This window comes from Streptomyces sp. SPB162, from assembly GCF_029504575.1.
Classification (GTDB): Bacteria; Actinomycetota; Actinomycetes; order Streptomycetales; family Streptomycetaceae; genus Actinacidiphila.
On the sequence record NZ_JAQFII010000001.1, the window covers coordinates 4,737,973 to 4,762,368 of the forward strand.

Below are 24,396 nucleotides of genomic sequence, written 5' to 3' on the forward strand. Positions count from 1 at the left end.
GCCTAGACTCGGGAGGCGATGAGCAGCCTCTTTGACGACAGCTTCCTGGCCGACCTCCAGGCCCCCGACCACGCGTCGGAATCCGCCCCGCCGCCCCCGGAGCACGGCTCCGCGCACGGGCCGGACGACGCGGCGGACGACCTCTTCGGCGGGCGCTTCCACGAGCCCCCGCAAGGCGGCCGGGACGCGTACTACCGGGACGGGGCGGCCCGCCCCGTGGTCGACCCCGCCCAGCTCCTGGAGGGGCTGAACGAGCAGCAGCGCGCCGCCGTCGTGCACGCGGGCGGCCCGCTGCTCATCGTCGCGGGCGCCGGATCGGGCAATGACGCGGGTGCTGACGCACCGCATCGCGCACCTGCTGGGTACCCGGGGGGCACACCCGGGCGAGATCCTCGCGATCACCTTCACGAACAAGGCCGCGGGCGAGATGAAGGAACGCGTCGGCGATCTCGTCGGCGCGCGCGCCAACGCGATGTGGGTCATGACCTTCCACAGCGCGTGCGTGCGCATCCTGCGCCGCGAGAGCAAGAAGCTCGGCTTCACCTCCAGCTTCTCGATCTACGACGCCGCCGACTCCAAGCGGCTCATGGCGCTCGTCTGCCGGGACCTGGACCTCGACCCCAAGCAGTTCCCGCCGAAGGCGTTCAGCGCCAAGGTCTCGAACCTCAAGAACGAGCTGATCGACGAGGAGGACTACGCCCGGCAGGCGGAGAACCCCTTCGAGAAGCACGTCGCCGAGGCGTACGCGCTCTACCAGGCGAGGCTGCGCGAGGCCAACGCCCTGGACTTCGACGACATCATCATGACCACGGTGCACCTGCTCCAGGCGTTCCCGGACGTCTCCGAGCACTACCGGCGCCGCTTCCGCCACGTCCTCGTGGACGAGTACCAGGACACCAACCACGCCCAGTACACCCTGGTGCGCGAGCTGGTCGGTACCGGCGACCACACCGCCGAGCTGTGCGTGGTGGGTGACGCGGACCAGAGCATCTATGCCTTCCGCGGCGCGACCATCCGCAACATCCTCCAGTTCGAGGAGGACTACCCGCAGGCGACGACGATCCTGCTGGAGCAGAACTACCGCTCCACCCAGACGATCCTCACGGCCGCCAACGCCGTCATCGAGCGCAACGCGGGCCGCCGCGCCAAGAACCTGTGGACCGACGCCGGCGACGGCCCCGTCATCACGGGCTACGTCGCCGACCACGAGCACGACGAGGCGCAGTACATCGCCGAGGAGATCGACCGGCTGACGGACGCGGGCGACTCCCGCCCCGGAGACGTCGCCGTCTTCTACCGGACCAACGCCCAGTCGCGTGTCTTCGAAGAGGTCTTCATCCGCGTCGGGCTGCCCTACAAGGTCGTCGGCGGGGTGCGGTTCTACGAGCGCAAGGAGGTCCGCGACATCCTCGCGTACCTGCGCGTCCTGTCGAACCCCGAGGACACCGTCCCGCTCCGGCGGATCCTGAACGTGCCCAAGCGCGGCATCGGCGACCGGGCCGAGGCGATGATCGACGCTCTGTCGCTGCGCGAGAAGATCTCCTTCTCGCAGGCGCTGCGCCGGGTCGACGAGGCGTACGGCATGGCCGCCCGCTCCTCCAACGCGGTGAAGAAGTTCAACACGCTGCTGGAGGAGTTGCGCACCATCGTCGAGTCGGGCGCCGGTCCCGCGGTCGTTCTCGAAGCGGTGATGGAGCGGACGGGGTACCTGGCGGAGCTCCAGGCCTCCACGGACCCGCAGGACGAGACCCGCATCGAGAACCTGCAGGAACTCGCCGCCGTCGCCCTGGAGTTCGAGCAGGAGCGGGCGGCGGCGGAGGACGCGGAGCCCGGAACCCTCTCCGAGTTCCTGGAGCGTGTCGCGCTGGTCGCCGACTCGGACCAGATCCCGGACGACGAGGAGGGGGGCGGCGTCATAACGCTGATGACGCTGCACACCGCGAAGGGTCTGGAGTTTCCGGTGGTCTTCCTCACCGGCATGGAGGACGGGGTCTTCCCGCACATGCGGGCCCTGGGACAGGCCAAGGAGCTGGAGGAGGAACGGCGACTGGCGTACGTCGGCATCACGCGGGCGCGCGAGCGGCTCTACGTGACGCGGTCGACGATGCGCAGCGCCTGGGGCCAGCCCTCGTACAACCCGGCCTCGCGCTTCCTGGAGGAGATCCCGCCCACGCTGATCAACTGGAAGCGGACCGGCCCGCCGGCCGGTCCGGGTGCGGCGATGTCCGCGGCCGCGTCGTCGTTGTCGTCCTCGCGCGCGAAGGCGGGCCCGAAGGGCTTCGCGACGCGGCGTGCGACCGACCGTCCGGTGATCGCCCTGACGGTGGGGGACCGGGTGACGCACGACCAGTTCGGGCTCGGGACGGTCGTCGGGGTCAGCGGCAGCGGATCCGAGGCACAGGCGACCGTCGACTTCGGCGAGGAGAAGCCGAAGCGGCTGCTGCTGAGGTACGCGCCCGTCCAGAAGCTCTGACGCCCGGCGTGTCGGTCGGCCGGGCGGCTTCGCCGTCCCGGCCTTCCGCCTCAGCCGTCGGTGAGCTGGGTCAGCGGGGGTCGAGGCCGTGCGCGAGCAGCCACGGCAGCGGGTCGATCGGCGTCCCGCCGTGCGGCCGGACCTCCAGGTGCAGGTGCGGGCCCGTGGTGTTGCCGGTGTTGCCCGAGTACGCGATGACCTGGCCGGCCTTGACCTTGCCGGAGCGGATCTTGGTGCTGCTGAGGTGGCAGTACCAGGTCTCGGTGCCGTCGGCGGCGGTCACTATGGCCATGTTGCCGTAGGAGCTGTTCCACTGCGTGCGGATCGTGCCGTCGGTCACGGCCGACACGGGAGTTCCGGGATCGACCGGGAAGTCGATGCCGGTGTGCAGCGCCATCCAGTTCACACCGGACTGGCCGTAGTACGCGCTCAGTCCGCGCTGCGAGACCGGCAGCAGGAACTTCGGCCGCAGGGCCTCCTTGCGCGCCACCGCGTCGGCCTTCGCCTTCTTCGCGGCGGCCTCGCGGTCCTTGAGGTCGATCCGTTCCTGCGTACGGCTGGCGCGGGTGGCGAAGTCGTCCGCGTCGGAGGTGACTCCGGCGAGCTGCGTGTCGAGTTTCGAGACGGGCGCGTTGCCGGGCGCCTTGCCCGACGCTTCGGTCTTGGTCGACGCATGGGCGCCGGGCACGTCGGTGATGGCCGCGGCGGCGCAGGCCGCCACACCCATGACGGCGACGGACGGCACCGCGATGGTGAGCAGCGCGGAGCGCTTCGCAGGCCGCTTGCGGCGGCTGCCGGCGCCGCGCGGGGCCGACGGGACGAAGGCCACGTCGTCGGACTCGGGCACGGACTCGGGCACGGAGTCGTCGAGTTCGGCTTCGGCCTCGGGCTCGTGCCCGGGTGTGGAGTCGGGCTCGGGGTCGGGCTCCGGCTGCTCCGGCTCGTACGCGTACTCGGGGGTGTATGCGGCGGCCGCCTCGGCCGCCTCGTTCGTGTAACCGGTGCCGTACGTGTTCCCGTACGTGTCTCCGTACGAGTTCTCGTAGGCGTCCGTGTAGTGCGGTGCCACGGGCTCCGGCGCGTAACCGTGCTCGACGCCGCCGGTGTCCCACGAGGTCGTGTCGTAGGACGTCGTGTCGTACGTGCCGGTCGGATAGCTACCGGTGTCCTGACCTGGGGCGTTGTAGCCGTACGCCGGGTACTGGCCGGAGTCCCACTCCTGCTGCGGCTGCTGCGCCTGCGGCTGGGACTGCTCCGGGTACGTCGGATAGCTGCCCGTCTGCGCCTGCCAGAAGCCGCTCGCGTCGTAGCTGCCCGTCTCGAAGGCGGACGCGTCGTAGCCGTGCTGCGCCGGCTGCGGGACAAACGCGTAGCTGCCCGTGGCGCCCTGGTCCGGGGTGCCGGCCATCGCTCCGAAGAGCGCATCGCCGTCGGCGAAGGTAGTGCCGATGTTCTGGTACGAGCCCGTTGTATAGGGGTCGTAGCCGTAAGCACCGTAGTCGGGGGCGTACCCCGACGGGTGACGATCGTTCACCGCCTACTTCTCTTTCGCTTCGGCAGCAGGAGAATTAGCGGTGACTGTAGCCCCCTACCCCCGACGGCGACAATCTTCAGCGGGTTCGGGATCCGCACAATGCGTTGTGTTCGAATTGAATTCGACGGCTATGCCGCGTTCTCCACGCCCATCGCACGCTCCTCGCCGATCAGCGCCTGCCGGATCCCGGCCGCCACGGCGGCGTGCGCCGGCAGTGCGAGATGCCCGATTCCCGTGACTTGCACATTGTGTACCGCCAGGTCGGGGTGGTCGATGCGGGCGGTTTCCGCCGGGATCATCAATTGGTCCAGGTCGCTCCAGAAGGCGACGAAATGCGTGCGGCAGCCGGGGGCCGGTTCGGTCAATTCGCGCAGGAGGCCGGAACCCGGACGCATTTGCCGAACGATCGGGTGCGGCGCCAGCAGCGGAGCGATCCGTGTGCCGGAGTGCGGGGTTCCCAGCGTCACCAGCGTGCGGACCCGGGCGTCGCCGCCGAGCCGCTGTACGTAGTAGCGGGCGATCAGACCGCCCAGGCTGTGGCCGACGATGTCCAGCCGGCGCTGCCCCGTCTGTTCGCAGATCTGTTCGACGTGGCGGCCGAGCATCGCGGCGGCCGTACGGACGTCGCAGCTCAGCGGGGAGTAGTTCAGCGCCCGGACGTGCGTCCAGCCGTGCCTCCCCAGGGAGCGGCGCAGGAGGGTGAAGACCGAGCGGTTGTCGGCGAAGCCGTGCAGCAGGAGGACCGGAGGGTGCGCGGGGCCGGCGGTCCGCAGCCGCGTCGCGGCGGAACCCGCGGCGGTCCCCGCCGGCGGGTTCGCGAGGGACTCCGTGGGCGGGCCCGTGTCGGGGCCCGTCCCCGAGGCCGTCCCCGTCCCCGAGCCCGTCCCCGTCCCCGAGCCCGTAACCGGGTCCGGGCCCGTGTCCCTGGAGGGTCCGGTGCCGGGGCCGGAGGGGGGACGCTCGGGGAGGATGCCCGTTGGATAGAGCAGGAGATGGCCGGTCAGGATGACGAGCTCCAGCACGGCGGCCCGAACGACGGCTGTACTGCGTAGCCAGCGGCCCGTGGCGACGGATCCGAACGACTGGGCGCTCATGGCCCACCTCCCGTGCGGCACGACGGGAGACAGCTCCGTCCCCCGTGCGCCCTAGTCCCCCATGTCCGGAGAGCCGTCTTCCCAGCTCCCGCCTCTCCGGGTATGCATCGGGCCCGCGGGTCGACCTCCGGCGGAACGGAGGACGGCGGCAGGCCCAACGTGTTGCGAACGTGTCCCTTCGTGTGATTTCCCCCTCGCTCAGCACCGCGAAACTGTCAGGTACGGGATGCTGGAGATAACGTTCGTTCACACTCGGTCCCGCTTGTGGTCCCGCTCGGTCGGCGATGGCGCCGGCAATGTCATGGAGGCAGTGATGGGAGTGTCCGGTCCGATCCGCGTGGTGGTGGCCAAGCCGGGTCTCGACGGTCATGATCGCGGAGCCAAGGTCATCGCCAGGGCGCTGCGCGACGCCGGCATGGAGGTCATCTACACGGGCCTGCACCAGACGCCGGAGCAGGTGGTCGACACGGCGATCCAGGAGGACGCCGACGCGATCGGGCTCTCCATCCTCTCGGGAGCGCACATGACGCTCTTCGCGAAGGTCCTCGACCTGTTGAAGGATCGCGACGCCCTGGACATCAAGGTCTTCGGCGGCGGCATCATCCCCGAGGCGGACATCGCCCCGCTCAAGGAGCTCGGCGTCGCGGAGATCTTCACCCCCGGCACGCCGACCACCGACGCCGTCGCCTGGGTCCGGGCCAATGTCCGCCAGGGCGCCGAGGCCTGAACCGGTCGGAACCGGCCTGATCGGCGGCCCCGGCCGGCTCATCAGGCCGGTGGGGACGGGGCCTGCGGGTCCAGTTCCGCCAGCATCACGCACCGTAGGTGCAACGTGCTGACCAGCCGCTGGAACGCCTCCGCCCAGTAGCCGGCCGCGCCGGGCGATCCGTCGTCAGGCTCTTCCGTCACGGCGGTCAGGGCGGTGAGTCGATCGGCCTCCGCCGGGTCGAGACACCGTTCGGCCAGGCCCATCACCCCGCTGAAGCTCCACGGATAACTCCCGGCGTCCCGGGCGATGTCGAGAGCGTCGACCACGGCCCGGCCCAGCGGCCCGGCCCAGGGGACGGCGCAGACACCGAGCATCTGGAACGCCTCGGACAGGCCGTGGGTGGCGATGAAGCGGGCCACCCAGTCCGCGCGCTCCTCCTCCGGCAGGATCGACAGCAGCTTGGCCGGGTCGCCCACCGCGGCCACCGGTGACGCGGGCGCGGGCGGGGGTCCGAGCAGGGCGCGGGCCCACGCGGGGTCGCGCTGGCGCACCGCGGCCCGGCACCAGGCGGCGTGCAGATCGGGCTGCCAGTCGTCCGCCACGGGCAACGCGATGATCTCCTCGGGGCCGCGGCCGCCGAACCGGGCGGTCCAGGTGGCCAGCGGCGCCGCTTCCACCAGCTGACCGAACCACCAGGCGCGCTCTCCGCGGCCGTTCGGGGGATGCGGGGCGACACCGTCCCGTTCCATCGCGGCGTCGCACTCGTACGGCGCCTCCACCAGAACGCCGATTCCCGCCATGTTCTCCCCGGAACCCAGCGAGACGCAGCTGCGGGCCCGCTCGGCCATCCGGCCGGCCAGCGCGGAGCCGGGCAGCGCGGAGAGCAGCTCGGCCGCGGTCGCCCGGACGTTGCGGCTGCGGTCGGTCAGCGCCTGTTCCAGGAACGGCTCGTCGGCGGGCGACAGTCCCGCGCGCAGCGAGTCGAGGAACATCAACCGGTCTTCGGCCCGCTCGTCGCTCCAGGTCGACCGCAGCAGCGCGAGCGCGCCCTGCGCGTCCTGGCCGCGCAGCCGGGTCAGCAGGGCGACCCGCTCGGCGAACAGCCCCTCGTCCCACAGCCGCCGGATCGCCGCCGTGTCCCCGGCCGCCGGCTCCAGGCCCCTGACCCCGGCCCGCAGCGCGAACCGCCAGTCCGGGTTCAGCTCGGCCAGCCACAGCGCGCGGGGGCCTGCCAGCGCCAGGGCGTCGGTCCGCAGGTCGGTTCTGGCGCGGGCGGCGTCCAACAGGTCGGGCAGGACCGCGGGCGGTGCGGCGTAGCCGTGCCGGCCGGCCGCGGCGAGCCACTGCGGGAGCAGCTCGGCGAGGTTGGGGGCGGTGCCGCGCCTGCCGGACGAGCCACCGCCCGCCGAACGGTCCGCCAGCAGCAGTCCCAGCCGCCGGCGGGCCGCCTCGGGCAGCACCGGCCGCCCGTCCGGGGCGGCGGCCACCGGCCGCTCCCGCGCCGTGGCCGGCCGCAGGCCCGCACGGCGGCGCAGGGTGCCGATCGCCGCCGCGTCGAGCAGCTCGACCGCCGGGTCCAGGCCGGGGTGCCCGTCCACGGCCAGGGGCGGTCTGCGGCGGTCCGTGCCGAGCAGCGCGCTCCCGACCAAGTCGCTCCAGCCGGCGTTCATCATGGCTCCGCCTTTCCTCCTCGATCGGGTGCGGACGCGGCTCCACGTCCGCGTCCGGGACGGCCTACAACGGGACGGGGACGGCATCCGGGCCCCAGGCCGTGAGGGGGCGGACGCCGGTGTGGCCGAGCTCGGCGAAGAGCGTGACCGGGTAGCCGCCGGAGACGGCGGCGAGCCGCCAGGGGCCGCGCCCGGCGATCGGCAGCGCGTCCCGGCCGTCGGCGTCGGCGAGCTGCCAGCCGCCGGAATCGGTGCCCGGTATGGGGACGACGCCGGACAGGACGACCGGCCAGGCGTCGAGCCACGGATCGTCCGCGAGGGCGGCCCCGTACGCGGCGAGGGCCGTCCCGACCGGGACACCGGCGGGGACCGCGCCGGGTGCGGCCGGCCCGTGGCTCTCGCCGAGCACGGCGCGCAGCGGCCGGGCCGCGGGGTAGAAGGCGACCTCGGCGTCCAGGCTCAGGCCGACCGGGAGTGCCTGCTCCGGCGCCCGGCCCGCCGCGCCGAAGGCGAGGAGCATCGCGACCCGGCCCGATCCGGCGCCGTGCAGCCAGATCCGACGGGTGATCAGCCGGTCGTCCGACGTGTCGAGTTGCGAGAGCACCAGCCAGCGGTCGCGGACGGTGGGCCCGGCCAGCAGCTCCGCCGCGTCCGTGGTGAAGCCGACGCGGGAGCGCACCGTGGCGGCCAGCGGACCGGGCAGCCGTTCCTCGGCGAGGTAGCCCCGGGTGAGCAGATGGAGCAGCGAGGACTCCTCCAGCAGCCGCGAGGGCCAGTCACCGCCCCCCGCGGCGACCGCGCCCAACTCCCGCACGCGGGTGGCCAGCCCCGGCGCCTGCGCGTCCACCATCCGGGCCGCGATCTCGTCCCACCGCTGGTAGCCCTCCCGGTCGGCGCCCGCCAAACCGCCGCGCAGCAGGTCGGTCAGCCGCTGCTCCAACTCCGTCACACCCGCCGTCACGCGTTGGGCGCGCCGCTCGGCACGCCGCCGCGCGGCCTCCGGATCGGCGGGCTTCGCGGGCCCGGCCGCGGCGGCCCTGGTCCGTTCCTGCCGGCTGTCGAGCCACTCGGCCACCCACTCCGGCGCCTCCGCCGGCCCGACGGCCCCGCCTGATGACTCGGACCACAGGAGCAGCAGCCCGAGCGCGTGTTTGCAGGGGAACTTGCGACTCGGACAACTGCACTTGTAGCCGGGCCCTTTCGTGTCCACGACCGTCTGGTACGGCTTGCTGCCGCTGCCCGCGCACAGACCCCAGACCGCCGCCCGTGCCGTGCCCGTACCGGACCAGGACGCGGGCAGGGCGAGCCTGGTCCCGGCCTTCCGTGAGGCAGCGTCAGGAGCCAACGCCAGCACCTGATCCGTACTCCACCGTTCCTCCATGCCACGACCGTAGGTGCCGCCACTGACAACGCGTCCGACCTGCGGCTTCACCCGTTGTCAGTGGTGTGGTGCATGGTGGAAACAGCTGCGGGACCGAGGGGTTCCGCGGTAGTCGACAGGGGGATTCATGGCAGTCGTGCCCACCGACATCGAGGACGCTCCGGGTGCTCTGCGGCCGCACGCGGAGGAGGCCTTCGCCCACGAGCTGAAGGCCCTCGCGGCGGCCGACGACCGTCCGCGTCCCTACGGTTGGAATCTCTCGCCGTGGGCGGTGGCCCTGTACCTGCTGGGTGGGACCGTGCCCGGCGGAGGGACCGTCATCACGCCCAAGTACGTCGGTCCCCGGCGCATCGTCGAGGTCGCCGTCACCACCCTCGCCACCGATCGGGCGCTGCTGCTGCTCGGCGTGCCGGGCACCGCCAAGACCTGGGTGTCGGAACACCTCGCCGCCGCCGTCAGCGGCGACTCCACCCTCCTGGTCCAGGGCACGGCGGGCACGCCGGAGGAGGCCATCCGCTACGGCTGGAACTATGCGGAGCTGCTCACGAACGGGCCGAGTCGCAGGGCCCTGGTGGCCGGCCCCGTCATGCGGGCGATGGCCGAGGGCCGGATCGCCCGGGTCGAGGAGCTGACCCGGATACCGGCCGACGTGCAGGACAGCCTCATCACGATCCTGTCCGAGAAGACGCTGCCGATACCGGAGTTGGGCTCGGAGACCCAGGCCGTCCGCGGCTTCAACCTGATCGCCACCGCCAACGACCGCGACCGCGGTGTCAACGAGCTGTCCAGCGCGCTGCGCCGCCGGTTCAACACCGTCGTGCTGCCGCTGCCCGCCTCGGCGGAGGACGAGATCGACATCGTCACCCGCCGGGTCGACCAGCTCGGCCGCGGGCTCGACCTCCCGGCCGTCCCCGAGGGCGCCGACGAGATTCGCCGGGTCGTCACCGTCTTCCGCGAACTGCGCGGCGGCGTGACCGCCGACGGCCGGACGAAGGTGAAGTCGCCGTCGGGCACGCTGTCGACGGCCGAGGCGATCTCGGTGGTGACCAACGGCCTGGCGCTCGCGGCGCACTTCGGCGACGGCGTGCTGCGGGCGGGGGACATCGCGGCCGGGATCCTGGGCGCGGTCGTCCGTGATCCGGCCGCCGACCGGGTGATCTGGCAGGAGTACCTGGAGACGGTCGTGCGGGAGCGCGAGGGATGGAAGGACTTCTACCGGGCCTGCCGGGAGGCGAGCGCATGAGTGCGCCGACCGTCGTGGCACCTGTCGTGTCGTCCGCTGTGCCTCCAGCCGCCGGTCCTTCGGGGGTCGCGCTGCTGGGGGTGCGGCACCACGGGCCGGGCTCCGCGCGGGCGGTGCGCGCCGCACTCGACGCGTACCGGCCGCGAGCGGTGCTGATAGAGGGCCCGCCGGAGGCCGACGTGCTCGTCGGGCTCGCGGGCGAGGAGGGGATGCGGCCGCCCGTCGCACTGCTCGCGCACGTCCTGGACGACCCGGCGCGGGCCGCCTTCTGGCCCTTCGCGGAGTTCTCGCCGGAATGGGTGGCGATCCGGTGGGCCGCCGGGCACGGCGTACCGGTCACCTTCATCGACCTGCCCGCCGCCCACTCCCTCGCGCTCCGCACGGCGACGGATCAGCAGGGCGGAGGAGAGGAGGACGAGAAGGCCCAGGCGCTGCGCATCGACCCGCTGGCCGTCCTCGCCGAGGCCGCCGGGTACGACGACCCCGAGCGCTGGTGGGAGGACGCCGTCGAGCACCGGAGCAGCAGCGGCGAGGACCCGCTGGCGCCGTTCGCGGCGCTCGCCGAGGCGATGGGCGCGCTGCGCGAGCTGTACGGCGACGGCGGCGGCCAGGAGGACGACCCGGCGCGCGAGGCCCATATGCGGCTGCGTGTCCGGGACGCCCGGCGGACGCACGACCGCGTCGCGGTGGTCTGCGGGGCCTGGCACGTCCCGGCGCTGGCCCGGCCGGTGACCGTCACCGCCGACCGGCAGCTGCTGAAGGGGCTGCCCAAGGTGAGGGTCGAGATGACGTGGGTGCCGTGGACGCACCGCAGGCTCTCCCGGCACAGCGGCTACGGCGCGGGAATCGACTCGCCCGGCTGGTACGGCCATCTGTTCGCGGCGCGGGACCGGCCCGTCACCCGCTGGATGACCAAGGTCGCCGGGCTGCTCCGCGCCGAGGACCTGCCGGTGTCCTCCGCGCACGTCATCGAGGCCGTGCGGCTCGCGGACAGCCTCGCGTCCCTGCGCGGCCGCCCGCTCGCCGGGCTGAGCGAGACGACGGACGCGATACGGGCGGTGATGTGCGACGGCTCGGACGCACCGCTCGCCCTCATCAGGGACCGTCTCGTCGTCGGCGACGTCCTGGGCGAGGTCCCGGACGGCGCGCCCGCCGTGCCGCTGGCCAGGGACCTGGTCCGGGAGCAGCGCAGGCTCCGGCTGAAGCCCGAGGCGCTGGAACGCGACCTGGAACTGGACCTGCGCAAGGAGACCGACGCGGGCCGCAGCCGGCTGCTGCACCGGCTCCGGCTGCTGGGCGTCGACTGGGGTGAGCAGGTCAGTTCGCGTGGCGGGACGGGGACGTTCAAGGAGAGCTGGCGGCTGCGCTGGGAGCCGGAACTGGCGATCCGGGTCGCCGAGGCCGGGATCTGGGGCACGACGCTGCTCTCGGCGGCGACGGCGAAGGCCGAGGAAGCGGCGGTGCGTGCCACCGCGCTCGCCGACGTGACCGCGCTCGCCGAGCGCTGCCTGGTCGCGGGCCTTCCGGACGCACTGCCGGTGGTGATGCGGGTGCTGGCGGACCGGGGCCGCGCTGGAGACCGACGTCGGCCATCTCGCCCGGGCGCTGCCCGCTCTCGTCCGGTCCGCCCGCTACGGCGATGTGCGCGGTACGGACTCCGCGGCGCTCCACAAGGTCGCCGAGGGTCTGGCGGAACGGGTCTGCGTCGGGCTGCCGCCCGCCTGCGCGGGGCTGGACGCGGACGGCGCCGCCGAGATGCGCGGCCACGCCGAGGCGGCGCACCGGGCGATCGGCCTCCTGGGGGCCGACAGCCTCCTCGACCGGTGGGCGGTGATGCTGCGGGGCATCGCCGAGCGGGACGGGGCGATACCGGGGCTGCTGCGCGGCAGCGCCGCCCGCCTGCTGATGGACGACGGACGGCTCGACGAGGCGGCCGCCGCCCGGTTGATGGGGCTCGCCCTGTCGCCGGGGACACCGTCGGCCGAGGCCGCGGCGTGGCTGGAGGGCTTCCTCGCGGGCAGCGGCATGCTCCTCGTCCACGACGAGCGGCTGCTCGCCCTGGTCGACGGCTGGCTCGCGGCGGTCCCGGCCGCCGCGTTCGACGACGTGCTGCCGCTTCTGCGGCGCACGTTCAGCGAGTTCGAAAGCGGCGTCCGCCGCACCGTCGGCGAGTTGGTCGGCCGCGGTGCGGCGGGCCGGCCCGCGGTCTCCGCCGGGGACCGCGGTGCCGGGCTTCGGCCCGGACATCGACGAGGAGCGGGCGGCGGCGACGCTGCCGGTGCTGCGGCTTCTGCTGGGGCGCACGGAGGGACACACCCGCGATACAGGGCGGCAGACGACGGGGGAGAACGGATGACCGAGGACACGACTGCCGGCGGCACGCGGCAGGCGGGCCCCGCCGATGAGCGGACGCGCCGCTGGCGGCTGGTGCTCGGGGGAGGGGCCGCCGACGGTACGGGCCGCGAGCTCGCCGGACGGGACGCGGCGATGGACCGCACGCTCGGCGCGCTCTACGGGGGAGGCGGCGGCGCGGACGGCAAGGCCGGCCGGGCGGCAGGTCTCGGCGGCTCCGCACCGCAGGTCGCCCGCTGGCTCGGCGACATCCGCACGTACTTCCCGTCCTCCGTCGTCCAGGTGATGCAGCGGGACGCGATCGACCGGCTCGGGCTGTCGGCGATGCTGCTGGAGCCGGAGATGCTGGAGGCCGTGGAGGCCGACGTCCACCTGGTGGGCACGCTGCTGTCGCTGAACAAGGTGATGCCGGAGACGACGAAGGAGACGGCGCGGGCCGTGGTCCGCAAGGTCGTCGAGGACCTGGAGAAGAAGCTCGCCACCCGCACCCGCGCGACCCTGACCGGCGCCCTCGACCGGTCCGCGCGGATCAGCCGCCCCCGCCACCGCGACATCGACTGGAACCGCACCATCCGCGCCAATCTGCGGCACTACCTCCCCGAGCACGGCACGATCGTGCCCGAACGGCTGATCGGGTACGGCCGGGCGTCACAGGCGGTGAAGAAGGACGTGGTGCTCTGCATCGACCAGTCCGGGTCGATGGCCGCGTCCGTCGTCTACGCCTCCGTCTTCGGGGCGGTGCTGGCCTCGATGCGGAGCATCGACACCAAGCTGGTCGTCTTCGACACCGCGGTGGTCGACCTGACGGACCAGCTGGACGATCCGGTGGATGTGCTCTTCGGCACACAGCTCGGCGGCGGCACCGATATATCAACCGCGCCCTGGCGTACTGCCAGTCCTTGATCACCCGGCCGGCGGAGACCGTGGTCGTCCTCATCAGTGATCTCTACGAGGGCGGGATCCGCGACGAGATGCTCAAACGGGTGGCGGCCATGAAGAGCGCGGGAGTCCAATTCGTGGCCCTGCTGGCGCTGTCGGACGAGGGTGCGCCCTCCTACGACCGCGAGCACGCGGTCGCGCTGGCCGCGCTCGGAGCCCCCGCTTTCGCCTGCACACCCGACCTGTTCCCCGAGGTGATGGCCGCCGCGCTGGAGAAGCGGCCGCTCCCCGTACCAGAAGCCTGACGCGAGCCTGCCAATGCGCTCTGTGACCGTTCTCACCGCTGACATGTGACCTGCGATTTAGGGACCTACCGTCCACGGGGATAACCTGCGAGACGGACATGCCGCGTACTTCGGTGACCGTGTGCGCCCTCCTTGTGACCGCGTAGTCACGCTTCCCGTATCGGCACGTTCGCGTAGAAAACAAACCGCGATCACCAAGGACGGACGCGCGTGGACCTGTTCGAGTACCAGGCGAGGGATCTCTTCGCCAAGCACGGTGTACCGGTGCTGGCCGGTGAAGTCATCGAGACGCCCGAGGCGGCTCGTGAGGTGACCGAACGTCTGGGTGGCCGCGCGGTCGTCAAGGCGCAGGTCAAGGTCGGTGGCCGAGGCAAGGCCGGCGGCGTGAAGCTGGCCTCCGACCCCGCGGACGCGGTGGCGAAGGCCGACGCGATCCTCGGCATGGACATCAAGGGCCACACGGTCCACAAGGTGATGCTTGCCGAGACCGCGGACATCGCGGAGGAGTACTACGTCTCCTTCCTGCTGGACCGCACCAACCGCACCTTCCTCGCCATGGCGTCCGTGGAGGGCGGCGTGGAGATCGAGATCGTCGCGGAGGAGAACCCCGACGCGCTGGCCAAGATTCCGGTCGACGCCAACGAGGGCTGCACCCCGGAGAAGGCCGCCGAAATCGTCGCCGCGGCCAAGTTCCCGGCCGAGATCGCCGACCAGGTGGCCGACGTCCTGCAGAAGCTGTGGACCGTCTTCATCAAGGAGGACGCCCTCCTCGTCGAGGTCAACCCGCTGATCAAGTCCGGCGACGGCAAGATCATCGCGCTGGACGGCAAGGTCTCGCTGGACGAGAACGCCGAGTTCCGCCAGCCGGACCACGCGGCCCTTGAGGACAAGGACGCCGCCAACCCGCTGGAGGCCGCGGCCAAGGCGAAGAACCTCAACTACGTCAAGCTCGACGGTGAGGTCGGCATCATCGGCAACGGCGCGGGACTCGTCATGAGCACCCTCGACGTCGTCGCGTACGCCGGTGAGAAGCACGGCGGCGTCAAGCCCGCCAACTTCCTCGACATCGGTGGCGGCGCCTCCGCCGAGGTCATGGCGAACGGCCTGGAGATCATCCTCGGCGACCCGGACGTCAAGTCCGTGTTCGTCAACGTCTTCGGTGGCATCACCGCGTGCGACGAGGTCGCCAACGGCATCGTCCAGGCCCTGGAGCTGCTCAAGTCCAAGGGCGAGGTCGTCAGCAAGCCGCTCGTCGTCCGGCTGGACGGCAACAACGCGGAGCTGGGTCGCAAGATCCTGACCGACGCCAACCACCCGCTCGTGCAGCGTGTGGACACCATGGACGGCGCGGCCGACAAGGCCGCCGAGCTCGCGGCTGCGAAGTAAGGGACAAGGTCACCACACCATGGCTATTTTCCTGACCAAGGAAAGCAAGGTCATCGTCCAGGGGATGACCGGCGCCACGGGCATGAAGCACACCAAGCTCATGCTTGCGGACGGCACCAACATCGTTGGCGGCGTCAACCCGCGCAAGGCCGGCACGAACGTCGAGTTCGACGGCACCGAGGTGCCCGTGTTCGGTTCCGTCGCCGAGGCGATCGAGAAGACCGGTGCCGATGTCACCGTCATCTTCGTGCCGCCGAAGTTCGCGAAGGACGCCGTCGTCGAGGCGATCGACGCCGAGATCCCGCTGGCCGTCGTGATCACCGAGGGCATCACGGTGCACGACTCCGCCTCGTTCTGGGCGCACGCCGGCGCCAAGGGCAACAAGACCCGCATCATCGGCCCGAACTGCCCCGGTCTCATCACCCCGGGCCAGTCCAACGCCGGCATCATCCCGGGCGACATCACGAAGCCGGGCCGCATCGGCCTGGTCTCGAAGTCCGGCACGCTCACGTACCAGATGATGTACGAGCTGCGTGACCTCGGCTTCTCGTCCGCCGTCGGCATCGGTGGCGACCCGATCATCGGCACCACCCACATCGACGCGCTGGCCGCGTTCGAGGCGGACGCCGACACCGACCTGATCGTCATGATCGGTGAGATCGGTGGCGACGCCGAGGAGCGCGCCGCGGACTACATCAAGGCCCACGTGACGAAGCCGGTCGTCGGCTACGTCGCGGGCTTCACCGCCCCCGAGGGCAAGACCATGGGCCACGCGGGCGCCATCGTCTCCGGTTCGTCGGGCACCGCCCAGGCGAAGAAGGAGGCCCTGGAGGCCGCGGGCGTCCAGGTCGGCAAGACCCCGTCGGAGACGGCTCGCCTGGCGCGCGCCATCCTCGCCGGCTGACGTTCACCGTCACGTGTGACGACGCGGGTCCGTCCCTCTCGGGGGGCGGGCCCGCGTCCGCGTTGACGCCGGTGCTCAGCACGCCCTCAAGGGTGTTGCGAGAGTCCCTCCTGGCCCGCGACGCCTGGCCCGCGACGCCTGGCACGCACGCACCAGACGCCGCGGACCCCGCCCTGACGGGCGAACGCCGCTCCTTTCACAACACCCTTTAGGGCGCGGGGGGACCGCTCAGGGTGGGCACCGGTACGGCCCGTTGCGGGACGGCGGTGGGCGGCGCGGTCACCGGCGTCGGCTGCGCGTGGTGCGGCACTTCGCCGACGCGGTCGTACGTGACGACCAGCGCGGCTCCCGTCGCCCCGGCGATCACCGCGGTCAGCGCCACCGCGGCCAGTGTCCTGCGGTGCACGTTGCGTTCGCTCACGTCGCGCATCCGGGCCGCGGGGAGCTCACGGGGGGCGGCAGGCCTCGTCGCCGCTTCGGTCTCCGGCGTGCTGTCCGGTGCGGGGTCCGGAACGGGATCGGGCTCCGCGAGGATGTCGTACAGCCGCGCCGCCGCCTGGTCGCCCAGCTCCGGCAGCGCCGCGCTCAGCGCTCCCCGCGCCCGGGTGATCCGGTTGGCCATCGTGACCGTGCTCGCCTCGCTCTCGGCGGCGACCACGGGCAGATCGAGCCCCAACCCGTCGTAGAGCACGATGGCCTGCCGCTGGGCACGCGACAGCCGCAGCACCGCCACCCGCAACTTCCTGTCGTGTTCGGAGCCGGGGGACGACGCCCGCGCGACGGCCCGAGGACGCGTACGGTGCCCCGGCACCCACTGCTGCCAGGGCGCGAGCGCGTACGCGTACGCCGACGCCCGCACCCAACCGACCGGATCGGGATCCGAGGCGACCTCCGGCCACCGCTGCCACGCGTGGTCGAACGCGCGGCGCACCGCGCGCCACGCGAAGCCGGGATTCCCGGTGAGCAACTCCACCTGCCGCACGAGGCCGCGCACGCTGTGCGTGTACATGCTGTCGAAGGCGGCTTCGGGCACGGTGGCCAGGCTCTGCGCGGGCGACACGGGCGACGCCGTCGTCGATGCCGTGGGCGCCGTCGACGGCGTGGGTCCGATCGATCTGATGGATCTGATCGGTGTGGTCCGCGTTGGTCGCGGCGTCTTCACAGCGCCTCGGGCGGGAGGAGCCTCCTTCGCCGCCTTCCGCGCTGTCACGCGCCCGACCCCTGTACGCACGATTGTCTGGAAAGACGCATAACGTCATATTGAGCGACACGACGGTCAATTGTCTGTTACCCCGTCAATTCGGTGTGTTCTTGGCACCATGGGTCGTCGTGACCCATATGACAGACCGCCCTCCCGCCCTGCCCGAGCGTGCCGCGGACGCCCGCCGCGCATCCGCGGCGGCCGCCGCGTTCGGCGGTGGGGTGGTCGCGGCCGGCCTCGGTCTCGGAGCCCTCGCCGTCGTCGTCCTGATCCTGTGGATCACATCGCCGTTCCCGGACGCCGGACTCGACGGGGCGCTGTGTATCGCCGCCGACCTGTGGCTGCTCGCCCACGGCGCCGCCCTCGTGCGGACCGACACGCTGTCCGGGGTGCCGGCGCCGATCGGCGTCACGCCGCTGCTGCTCACGCTGTTGCCCGCGTGGCTGCTGTACCGGGCCGCGGGGGACGCGGTCGCTCCGGCGGAGAGCGAGGGCGACGGCGACGGCGACGGCGACGGCGACGGCGACGGCGACGGCGACAGGGGCGGGGGTGGGGCCGGGGCCGGGGCCGGGCAGGACGATTCCCCTGGGCGCGGCCGGATGGAGCCCCGGGTGGCGGCCGCCACCGCGGGCTGGATCGTCGCCGGGTACCTGGTGATCGGCGCCGCCGTCGTGCTCTACACCTCCTACGGACAGGTGCACAGCGATCCGCTCAGCGCCCTGCTCCATCTGCCGGTCGTCACCGTTCTCGCGGCCGGAGCCGGCGCGTGGTCCGGGTGCGGGCGGCCTGTGGTCACGCTTCCCCGGGCGGTACGGCGTCGGCTCGACGCACTCGCGCTGCCGCGTTGGCTGATCCTTCCGGCCGGCGGCCCACTGGTGGCCCTGCGTGCCGCCGCGGCGTCCACCGCCGTGCTCGTCGGCGGCGGGGCGGTGCTGGTCGGAGCCTCGCTCGTCTGGCAGGAACGATCGGTGGGACACTCGTTCGCGCAGCTCAGCACCTCGGTGTCGGGGCAGTGCGCGCTGCTGCTGGTCGCTCTCGCGCTGGTACCGAACCTGGCCGTGTGGGGCGCGTCGTACGCGCTCGGGCCCGGGTTCGCGGTCGGCGCCGTCGTGGCTCCCCTCGAGGCCGGGATGCCCACGCCCGGCGGACCCGGGGGACCCTCACCCCACGTGCTGCCGAACTTCCCCCTGCTGGCCGCGCTACCGGCGTCCGACGCGGTGCCGCTGCGCTGGGCGGTGCTGCTCCTTCCGGTGCTGGCGGGCGGCTGCGCCGCCTGGTTCGTCGGCCGCGGCGCCGCGGCGGGCTCCTGGCGCCCCGCCCGGACGGCGCTGGTCGCCGCCTCTGCCGCGGTCGGTTGCGGGGTTGCCACCGGGTTCCTCGCGGCCTGGTCGGCCGGCCCGATGGGCGCGGGCTCCCTCGCGGACGTCGGACCGACCTGGTGGGCGTCGGGCGGTGCGGCGCTGGCGTGGACGCTGCTCGTCGGGGTGACGGGGGCGATGGCGTTGCGGTGGTGGCACGTGCGGGTGCCGGCCCGGCCGATGGCGTGGCGAGAGCGCTGGGGGACGGCCCGGCGGGTCCTTCGGTGGCGGTGGGGACGGCCGCGGTGGTTCCGGTCGAAGCCGGCGGCTCAGGCGGCCGCAGCCGAGGTGACGGGAGCCCCGTCCGTGCCGCTGGTTCCGCCGTCACCGGAGTGACGGGGTCGGCGCTCGGGCCGCCCCGCCCCCCGGCCGGCGACTACCGGTCGTTCCCCACGAGGGAGCGCAGCGGTTTCGGAAGCAGGTCGGTGCAGGACTCGCTCGATGGAGTCGTCAGGGCGTCGCGCTTGCACGTGACGTAGTCGTTGTAGACGAACTGGAAGGCGAAGGTGGCGGCGACGATCGCCAGGGTGACGGCGCTCGTGATGATGCCGCTCCAGGCCGCTGCCGCGAAGGACCGCTGGGAGGCGGGAGCGGAAGGGGCGGGGCGGGGGTTGCCCGCACCGGACTCGGCGAGAGCCGCCGCCGCTTCGGCGCGGGCCGCGGCGCGGTCCTCGGGCTTCATGCGCAGGGCGCTGATGCCCCAGTAGAGGGCGAGGGCGCCGAGCAGCAGGGCGATCTCGGTCCACCGGAAGAGCGAGAAGATCAGCCCCCAACCGCCGCAGACCAGCGCGTAGCGGGAGCGGCGCTGGGCCGGGTCGGTGGGGTCGAAGCGCGGGCCGGTGGGCTGCGGCGGGGTTTCGGGGCCGCTGGGGCGGTTGCCGAACCCGTCCTGGCGGCCGGGCTGCTGATTGCTCCACTGGCCGCCCCAGCCGGGCGGCGGCGGAGGCGGCGGGGTGCTGTCGCCGTCCTCGGACGTCCCCTCGGGGCGCCGCGGCTGCCAGGGCTGCTCGGGGGCGCCTTCGGGCGGCGGGGCGAACGGGTTGTCCTGCTGTTCGCCCTCGGGCGCACGCAGCGCGATGGTGATCTGTCCGCTGCTCATGATTGGTTGCGCCATCCCCTTGCCGTCGACTCCTCATGTCGTATGCGTCACGCGCAGGGCGCGCGATGGACGTTCTTGCGGAAGACGCTACCTTCCGCGCGCTCCCCCGTCCCGTGGGGGGACCTTCGCGTGCCGGTATCGTTGCTGACGGTCGACGGCCTCGTAGGGTTCCCTGAATCGCGGGAGGCCGCCGGCTCGTACGATCCTCCAAATCCGCACGGTCTCGAGAGAGAGCCCCGCCAGTGGCTGCGCACACCCCGGCTCGTCTAGTCGTCCTCGTCTCCGGTTCCGGGACGAATCTGCAGGCGCTGCTCGATGTCATCGAGAGCGATCCCGCGTACGGGGCGCGGATCGTCGCGGTCGGCGCCGACCGGGACGGCATCGCGGGCCTGGAGCGCGCGAAGCGGGCCGGACTGCCGGTTTTCGTGGTGAAGGTGAAGGACTACGCCGACCGGGCGGGATGGGACCTCGCGCTCGCGGAGGCGACGGCGGAGCACCGGCCGGACCTGGTGGTCTCGGCCGGCTTCATGAAGATCGTGGGGAAGGAGTTCCTCGCGCGGTTCGGAGGACGGTTCGTCAATACGCATCCCGCGCTGCTGCCGAGCTTCCCGGGCGCCCACGGCGTCAGGGAGGCCCTCGCGTACGGCGCGAAGGTGACGGGCTGCACCGTGCACTTCGTCGACGACGGCGTCGATACCGGCCCGATCATCGCCCAGGGGGTGGTGGCCATCGGGCCGGATGACACGGAGGAAGCGCTCCATGAGCGCATCAAGGAAGTCGAGCGAGGGCTGCTCGTCGACGTCGTGGGGCGGCTGGCTCGCGACGGGTATCGCATTGAGGGACGAAAGGTAACGATTCCGGCATGAGCGCCGAAGGTACGAAGCGGCCGATCCGCCGCGCGCTGGTGAGTGTGTACGACAAGACCGGGCTGGAGGAGCTGGCGCGCGGACTGCACGAGGCGGGCGTCGAGCTGGTGTCGACCGGGTCGACCGCCGGGCGCATCGCCGCCGCCGGAGTGCCCGTCACGCCGGTCCAGGACGTCACCGGCTTCCCGGAGTGCCTGGACGGCCGGGTCAAGACCCTGCACCCCAAGCTGCACGCCGGGATCCTGGCGGACCTGCGGCTCGAGGACCACCAGCGGCAGCTGGCCGAGCTCGGCATCGAGCCGTTCGAGCTGGTCGTCGTGAACCTGTACCCGTTCAAGGAGACGGTCGCCTCGGGCGCGTCGCCCGACGAGTGCGTGGAGCAGATCGACATCGGTGGCCCGTCGATGGTCCGCGCCGCCGCCAAGAACCACCCGTCGGTCGCGGTCGTCACCAGCCCCGAGCGGTACGCGGACGTCATCGCGGCCGTCAAGGACGGCGGGTTCGACCTCACGCAGCGCAAGCGGCTGGCCGCCGAGGCGTTCCAGCACACCGCCTCGTACGACCTGGCCGTGGCGACCTGGTTCGCCGAGGGGTACGCGGCCGACGAGAGCCCGTTCCCGGACTTCACCGGCGTCTCCCTCACCCGGCAGCACGTGCTGCGCTACGGCGAGAACCCGCACCAGGCCGCCGCGCTCTACAGCGACGGCAGCGGAAAGGGCCTCGCGGGCGCCGAGCAGCTGCACGGCAAGGAGATGTCGTACAACAACTACACGGACACCGAGGCGGCGCGCCGGGCCGCGTACGACCACACGGAGCCGTGCGTCGCGATCATCAAGCACGCCAACCCGTGCGGGATCGCGGTCGGCGCGGACGTCGCGGAGGCGCACCGCAAGGCGCACGCCTGTGACCCGCTCTCGGCGTTCGGCGGGGTCATCGCGGTCAACCGCCCGGTGAGCGTGGAGCTCGCCGAGCAGGTCGCGGAGATCTTCACCGAGGTCATCGTCGCGCCCGCGTACGAGGACGGCGCCGTCGAGGTGCTGGCCCGCAAGAAGAACATCCGGGTGCTGCGCTGCGCGGACGCGCCGAGCGGCACCGGCGAACTCCGGCCGATCGAGGGCGGGGCGCTGGTCCAGGTCAAGGACCTGCTGCAGGCCCAGGGCGACGAGCCGGCCGACTGGACGCTGGCGACCGGCGAGGCGCTGGACGCGGACGAGCTGGCGGAGCTGGCCTTCGCCTGGCGCGCCTGCCGGGCCGTGAAGTCCAACGCGATCCTGCTCGCCAAGGGCGGCGCCAGCGTCGGCGTCGGCATGGGGCAGGTCAACCGGGTGGACTCGGCCAAGCTCGCGGTGGAGCGGGCGGGCGAGGAGCGGGCGCGGGGTTCGTACGCGGCCTCCGACGCCTTCTTCCCCTTCCCCGACGGGCTGGAGATCCTGCTGGCGGCGGGCGTCAAGGCCGTGGTCCAGCCGGGCGGTTCGGTCCGTGACGAGCTGGTCGTCGAGGCGGCGAAGAAGGCCGGCGTGACGATGTACCTCACCGGGACGCGGCACTTCTTCCACTGACCGGGGCAGTACGCGACCGCGGCCCGCACCCCCCGAGGGGGTGCGGGCCGCGGTCGCTGTACGGGTGCTCTACGGGCGCTTCACCACGACGCTGTGCATGATCTTGTCGGCGAAGGTCTGGTTCTTCTCGTCCCACAGCGGCCACAGGTAGCCGATGTAGCAGGCCATCCCGTCGAGGGCGTGGCACAGCCGGCGGACGAACGCCATGCCGAAGCCCAGCACCTGGCCGTCGGCCTCGCGCAGCAGGTGGATGCCGAGGATCTTCTTGCCCGGGGTCTGGCCGGTGGAGCCTTCCCGGTAGCAGAGCCACAGGCCGCCGAGAGTGCTCAGAAGGCCGCCGATGGCGATCAGCGCGAGGGAGCTGCCCGGCATGGAAGGCACGGGGCAGGTGTCGGCGTTGGCCGCGTCGCACGCCTTGACCGCGTCGACGAACACCTTGAGGAACTTCACGTAGCCGATGCCGAGCAGGATCATCGGCACGAGGCCGACGAAGAGGAAGTCCAGCAGCGACGCGCCGAGACGTGCGCCCCAGCTCGCCAGGGGCGGCATTCCCGGCGGCAGGCCGCCTTGCGGGTATCCGTACTGGCCCTGGTTCTGCTGCGGAAAAGCTTGCGGCTGCTGCGGGTAGCCGTACCCCTGCGGGGGCTGCGGCGGCTGCTGCGGCTGGTCGTAAGGATTGTTGGGGCCGGGCGGATAGCTCACGTGCGGTTTCCTCCGAGCGGGGACGTCGAGCGTGGGAACGCAGGGCACATCGTCCTGGTCGCGGTGGCGGCAGCGCAAGGCACGCGGTGCGGCGGAACGGTCACGACGTCAGGAGCGCGTCCTGGCGCGGCCACGGCGCCGCCACGACGCTGCCTTGAGACGGCCACGGCACCGGCGGATGACGGTCGGCGGCCGGGCGGATGACGGCCGGTGGCCCGTATCGGGCGGCCCGGATTCGTCGGCAGGACCCCCCATCCGGAAAGATGGGGGCCATGACCGCCCAGATTCTCGATGGCAAGGCCACCGCAGCCGCGATCAAGTCCGATCTCACGTCCCGCGTGGCGTCGCTCAAGGCCCGGGGCATCGTGCCCGGTCTTGGCACCCTGCTGGTCGGGGAGGATCCCGGCAGCAAGTGGTACGTCGCGGGCAAGCACCGCGACTGTGCGCAGGTCGGCATCGGCTCGATCCAGCGCGAACTGCCCGACACCGCCACCCAGGAGGAGATCGAGGCGGTCGTCCGGGAGTTGAACGCGAACCCGGAGTGCACGGGCTACATCGTCCAGCTGCCGCTGCCCAAGGGCATCGACACCAACCGGGTCCTGGAGCTGATGGACCCGGACAAGGACGCCGACGGCCTGCACCCGATGAGTCTGGGCCGCCTCGTGCTCAACGAGACCGGCCCGCTGCCCTGCACCCCGAACGGCATCGTCCAGCTGCTGCGCCACCACAAGGTGGAGCTCAACGGCGCGCACGTGGTCGTCGTCGGCCGCGGCATCACGGTGGGCCGCTCGATCGGCCTGCTGCTGACCCGCCGCAGCGAGAACGCCACCGTGACGCTGTGCCACACCGGTACCCGCGACCTCGGCGCGCTGCTGCGCCAGGCCGACATCATCGTGGCGGCGGCGGGGGTGGCGCACCTGGTCAAGCCGGAGGACGTCAAGCCCGGCGCGGCCGTGCTGGACGTCGGCGTCAGCCGGGACGGCGAGGGCAAGATCGTCGGCGATGTGGACCCGGGCGTGGCCGAGGTCGCCGCCTGGATCTCCCCGAACCCCGGCGGGGTCGGCCCGATGACCCGCGCGCTGCTGCTGGCCAACGTCGTCGAGGCCGCCGAGCGCGCCGCTGCGGGCCATGCCGGCTGAGCCGGAGCCCGGCGAGGTCGCGACGGGCGAGGTGGCGGCGGACGAGGCGGCCACCGGCCGCCACCACCGGTACGCCCTGTGGACACGTACCACCGCCCGCCCCGAGGGCGGCGGCCGGGCGGCGGGCCGGGACGCTTCGGCGCCGGCCCGGCAGTGGCCGATCCTGGTGGTGCTCGGCGGGGTGGCCCTCGGCCTGGTGCTGACCGCGGCCGACCACTTCCGGGCGGGCACGGTGCTCGTCGGGGCGGCGCTGCTCGTGGGCGCGGCGATGCGGTTCGCGCTGCCGTCGGTCGGGATGCTGGCCGTGCGCAGCCGCTTCACGGACGTCTTCACGTATCTGGTGCTCGGTACCGGCATCGTGCTGCTGGCGCTGATGGTGCAACCGGATCCGATCCTGGACGTCCCGTTCTTGGAGGACATCATCCGGTTCTCGGTGCGCTGACCTGGCGACCGGCCACCGGCCGCCCCGCATTCGGGCGGCGGTGACCGGGGCCACACGGTGGCGGGTCATCTGTCCCGCCGCGGCGCGATAGCCTGGCGGC

At 72.6% G+C, this 24,396-nt stretch carries 17 protein-coding genes and 3 pseudogenes; 13 read left to right on the top strand and 7 right to left on the bottom strand.

Annotated elements, in window-relative coordinates:
• Positions 1–18: 18 nt before the first annotated feature.
• Positions 19–2,473 (top strand): annotated as a pseudogene (gene pcrA, locus M2266_RS21795) (DNA helicase PcrA).
• Positions 2,474–2,543: 70 nt separating this feature from the next.
• On the opposite strand, the gene M2266_RS21800 reads toward pcrA, so the two are convergent.
• Positions 2,544–4,007 carry a M23 family metallopeptidase gene (locus M2266_RS21800; protein ID WP_277439687.1) on the bottom strand — a complete coding sequence of 488 codons (1,464 nt, stop codon included), beginning with the start codon at positions 4,005–4,007 and terminating at the stop codon, positions 2,544–2,546.
• A gap of 128 nt (positions 4,008–4,135) precedes the next feature.
• Positions 4,136–5,101, bottom strand: coding sequence for an alpha/beta fold hydrolase (locus M2266_RS21805; RefSeq protein ID WP_277439688.1), 966 nt, complete (start codon positions 5,099–5,101; stop codon positions 4,136–4,138).
• A gap of 313 nt (positions 5,102–5,414) precedes the next feature.
• Here M2266_RS21805 and M2266_RS21810 point away from each other — a divergent pair, with 313 nt between their 5' ends.
• The gene (locus tag M2266_RS21810; RefSeq protein ID WP_138352976.1) at positions 5,415–5,828 is read left to right on the top strand and encodes a cobalamin B12-binding domain-containing protein; all 414 of its coding nucleotides are present in this window, start codon (positions 5,415–5,417) and stop codon (positions 5,826–5,828) included.
• Between the two features lie 41 nt (positions 5,829–5,869).
• Here the strand turns inward: M2266_RS21810 and M2266_RS21815 are convergent, their stop codons facing one another.
• Complete coding sequence (locus tag M2266_RS21815; RefSeq protein ID WP_277439689.1) at positions 5,870–7,483, bottom strand: DUF5691 domain-containing protein; 1,614 nt, start codon at positions 7,481–7,483, stop codon at positions 5,870–5,872.
• 61 nt (positions 7,484–7,544) lie between these two features.
• Positions 7,545–8,861 (bottom strand): SWIM zinc finger family protein, encoded by a 1,317-nt coding sequence (locus tag M2266_RS21820; RefSeq protein WP_277439690.1) that lies wholly within the window; start codon positions 8,859–8,861, stop codon positions 7,545–7,547.
• A 127-nt stretch (positions 8,862–8,988) separates the two neighbouring features.
• On the opposite strand from M2266_RS21820, the gene M2266_RS21825 reads away from it, so the two are divergent.
• The 5 genes and pseudogenes from M2266_RS21825 (at position 8,989) to sucD (ending at position 15,930) form a co-directional block, all read left to right on the top strand.
• Entirely contained in the window at positions 8,989–10,104 is a 1,116-nt protein-coding gene (locus tag M2266_RS21825; protein ID WP_277439691.1) for an AAA family ATPase, read from the top strand.
• A pseudogene (locus tag M2266_RS21830) lies at positions 10,101–12,460 on the top strand (DUF5682 family protein). The gene M2266_RS21825 and the pseudogene M2266_RS21830 overlap by 4 nt, the downstream one beginning before the upstream one ends.
• A pseudogene (locus M2266_RS21835) lies at positions 12,457–13,640 on the top strand (VWA domain-containing protein). The pseudogenes M2266_RS21830 and M2266_RS21835 overlap by 4 nt, the downstream one beginning before the upstream one ends.
• 210 nt (positions 13,641–13,850) lie before the next feature.
• Positions 13,851–15,026, top strand: coding sequence for an ADP-forming succinate--CoA ligase subunit beta (gene sucC, locus M2266_RS21840; protein WP_138352981.1), 1,176 nt, complete (start codon positions 13,851–13,853; stop codon positions 15,024–15,026).
• A gap of 19 nt (positions 15,027–15,045) precedes the next feature.
• On the top strand, positions 15,046–15,930 hold the full coding sequence (gene sucD / locus M2266_RS21845; RefSeq protein WP_138352982.1) for a succinate--CoA ligase subunit alpha: 885 nt from the start codon (positions 15,046–15,048) through the stop codon (positions 15,928–15,930).
• 208 nt (positions 15,931–16,138) lie between these two features.
• On the opposite strand, the gene M2266_RS21850 is transcribed toward sucD, so the two are convergent.
• Positions 16,139–16,939 carry an RNA polymerase subunit sigma-70 gene (locus M2266_RS21850; protein ID WP_277439692.1) on the bottom strand — a complete coding sequence of 267 codons (801 nt, stop codon included), beginning with the start codon at positions 16,937–16,939 and terminating at the stop codon, positions 16,139–16,141.
• Between M2266_RS21850 and M2266_RS21855 the strand changes: the two genes are divergently transcribed.
• Together M2266_RS21855 and M2266_RS21860 are read left to right on the top strand one after the other, a co-directional pair.
• Positions 16,932–17,183, top strand: coding sequence for a hypothetical protein (locus tag M2266_RS21855; protein WP_277439693.1), 252 nt, complete (start codon positions 16,932–16,934; stop codon positions 17,181–17,183). The two genes, M2266_RS21850 and M2266_RS21855, sit on opposite strands and share 8 nt — an antisense overlap.
• Positions 17,184–17,268: 85 nt before the next feature.
• Positions 17,269–18,825, top strand: a complete 1,557-nt coding sequence (locus tag M2266_RS21860) for a DUF6350 family protein (RefSeq protein ID WP_277441295.1) — start codon at positions 17,269–17,271, stop codon at positions 18,823–18,825.
• 40 nt (positions 18,826–18,865) lie between these two features.
• Here M2266_RS21860 and M2266_RS21865 read toward each other — a convergent pair whose 3' ends face one another.
• The gene (locus M2266_RS21865; protein WP_277439694.1) at positions 18,866–19,588 is read right to left on the bottom strand and encodes a hypothetical protein; all 723 of its coding nucleotides are present in this window, start codon (positions 19,586–19,588) and stop codon (positions 18,866–18,868) included.
• Positions 19,589–19,830: 242 nt separating this feature from the next.
• Here M2266_RS21865 and purN point away from each other — a divergent pair, with 242 nt between their 5' ends.
• Together purN and purH are read left to right on the top strand one after the other, a co-directional pair.
• Complete coding sequence (purN, locus tag M2266_RS21870; protein WP_277439695.1) at positions 19,831–20,454, top strand: phosphoribosylglycinamide formyltransferase; 624 nt, start codon at positions 19,831–19,833, stop codon at positions 20,452–20,454.
• On the top strand, positions 20,451–22,013 hold the full coding sequence (purH, locus tag M2266_RS21875) for a bifunctional phosphoribosylaminoimidazolecarboxamide formyltransferase/IMP cyclohydrolase (protein ID WP_277439696.1): 1,563 nt from the start codon (positions 20,451–20,453) through the stop codon (positions 22,011–22,013). Before purN ends, purH begins: the two co-directional genes overlap by 4 nt.
• A gap of 69 nt (positions 22,014–22,082) precedes the next feature.
• Here the strand turns inward: purH and M2266_RS21880 are convergent, their stop codons facing one another.
• Positions 22,083–22,715, bottom strand: a complete 633-nt coding sequence (locus tag M2266_RS21880; RefSeq protein ID WP_277439697.1) for an RDD family protein — start codon at positions 22,713–22,715, stop codon at positions 22,083–22,085.
• 272 nt (positions 22,716–22,987) lie between these two features.
• Between M2266_RS21880 and M2266_RS21885 the strand changes: the two genes are divergently transcribed.
• Together M2266_RS21885 and M2266_RS21890 are read left to right on the top strand one after the other, a co-directional pair.
• Positions 22,988–23,854: a bifunctional methylenetetrahydrofolate dehydrogenase/methenyltetrahydrofolate cyclohydrolase gene (locus M2266_RS21885; RefSeq protein WP_277439698.1), complete on the top strand. Its 867-nt coding sequence runs from the start codon at positions 22,988–22,990 to the stop codon at positions 23,852–23,854.
• On the top strand, positions 23,844–24,296 hold the full coding sequence (locus M2266_RS21890) for a DUF3017 domain-containing protein (protein ID WP_277439699.1): 453 nt from the start codon (positions 23,844–23,846) through the stop codon (positions 24,294–24,296). The genes M2266_RS21885 and M2266_RS21890 overlap by 11 nt, the downstream gene beginning before the upstream one ends.
• Positions 24,297–24,396 lie beyond the last annotated feature (100 nt).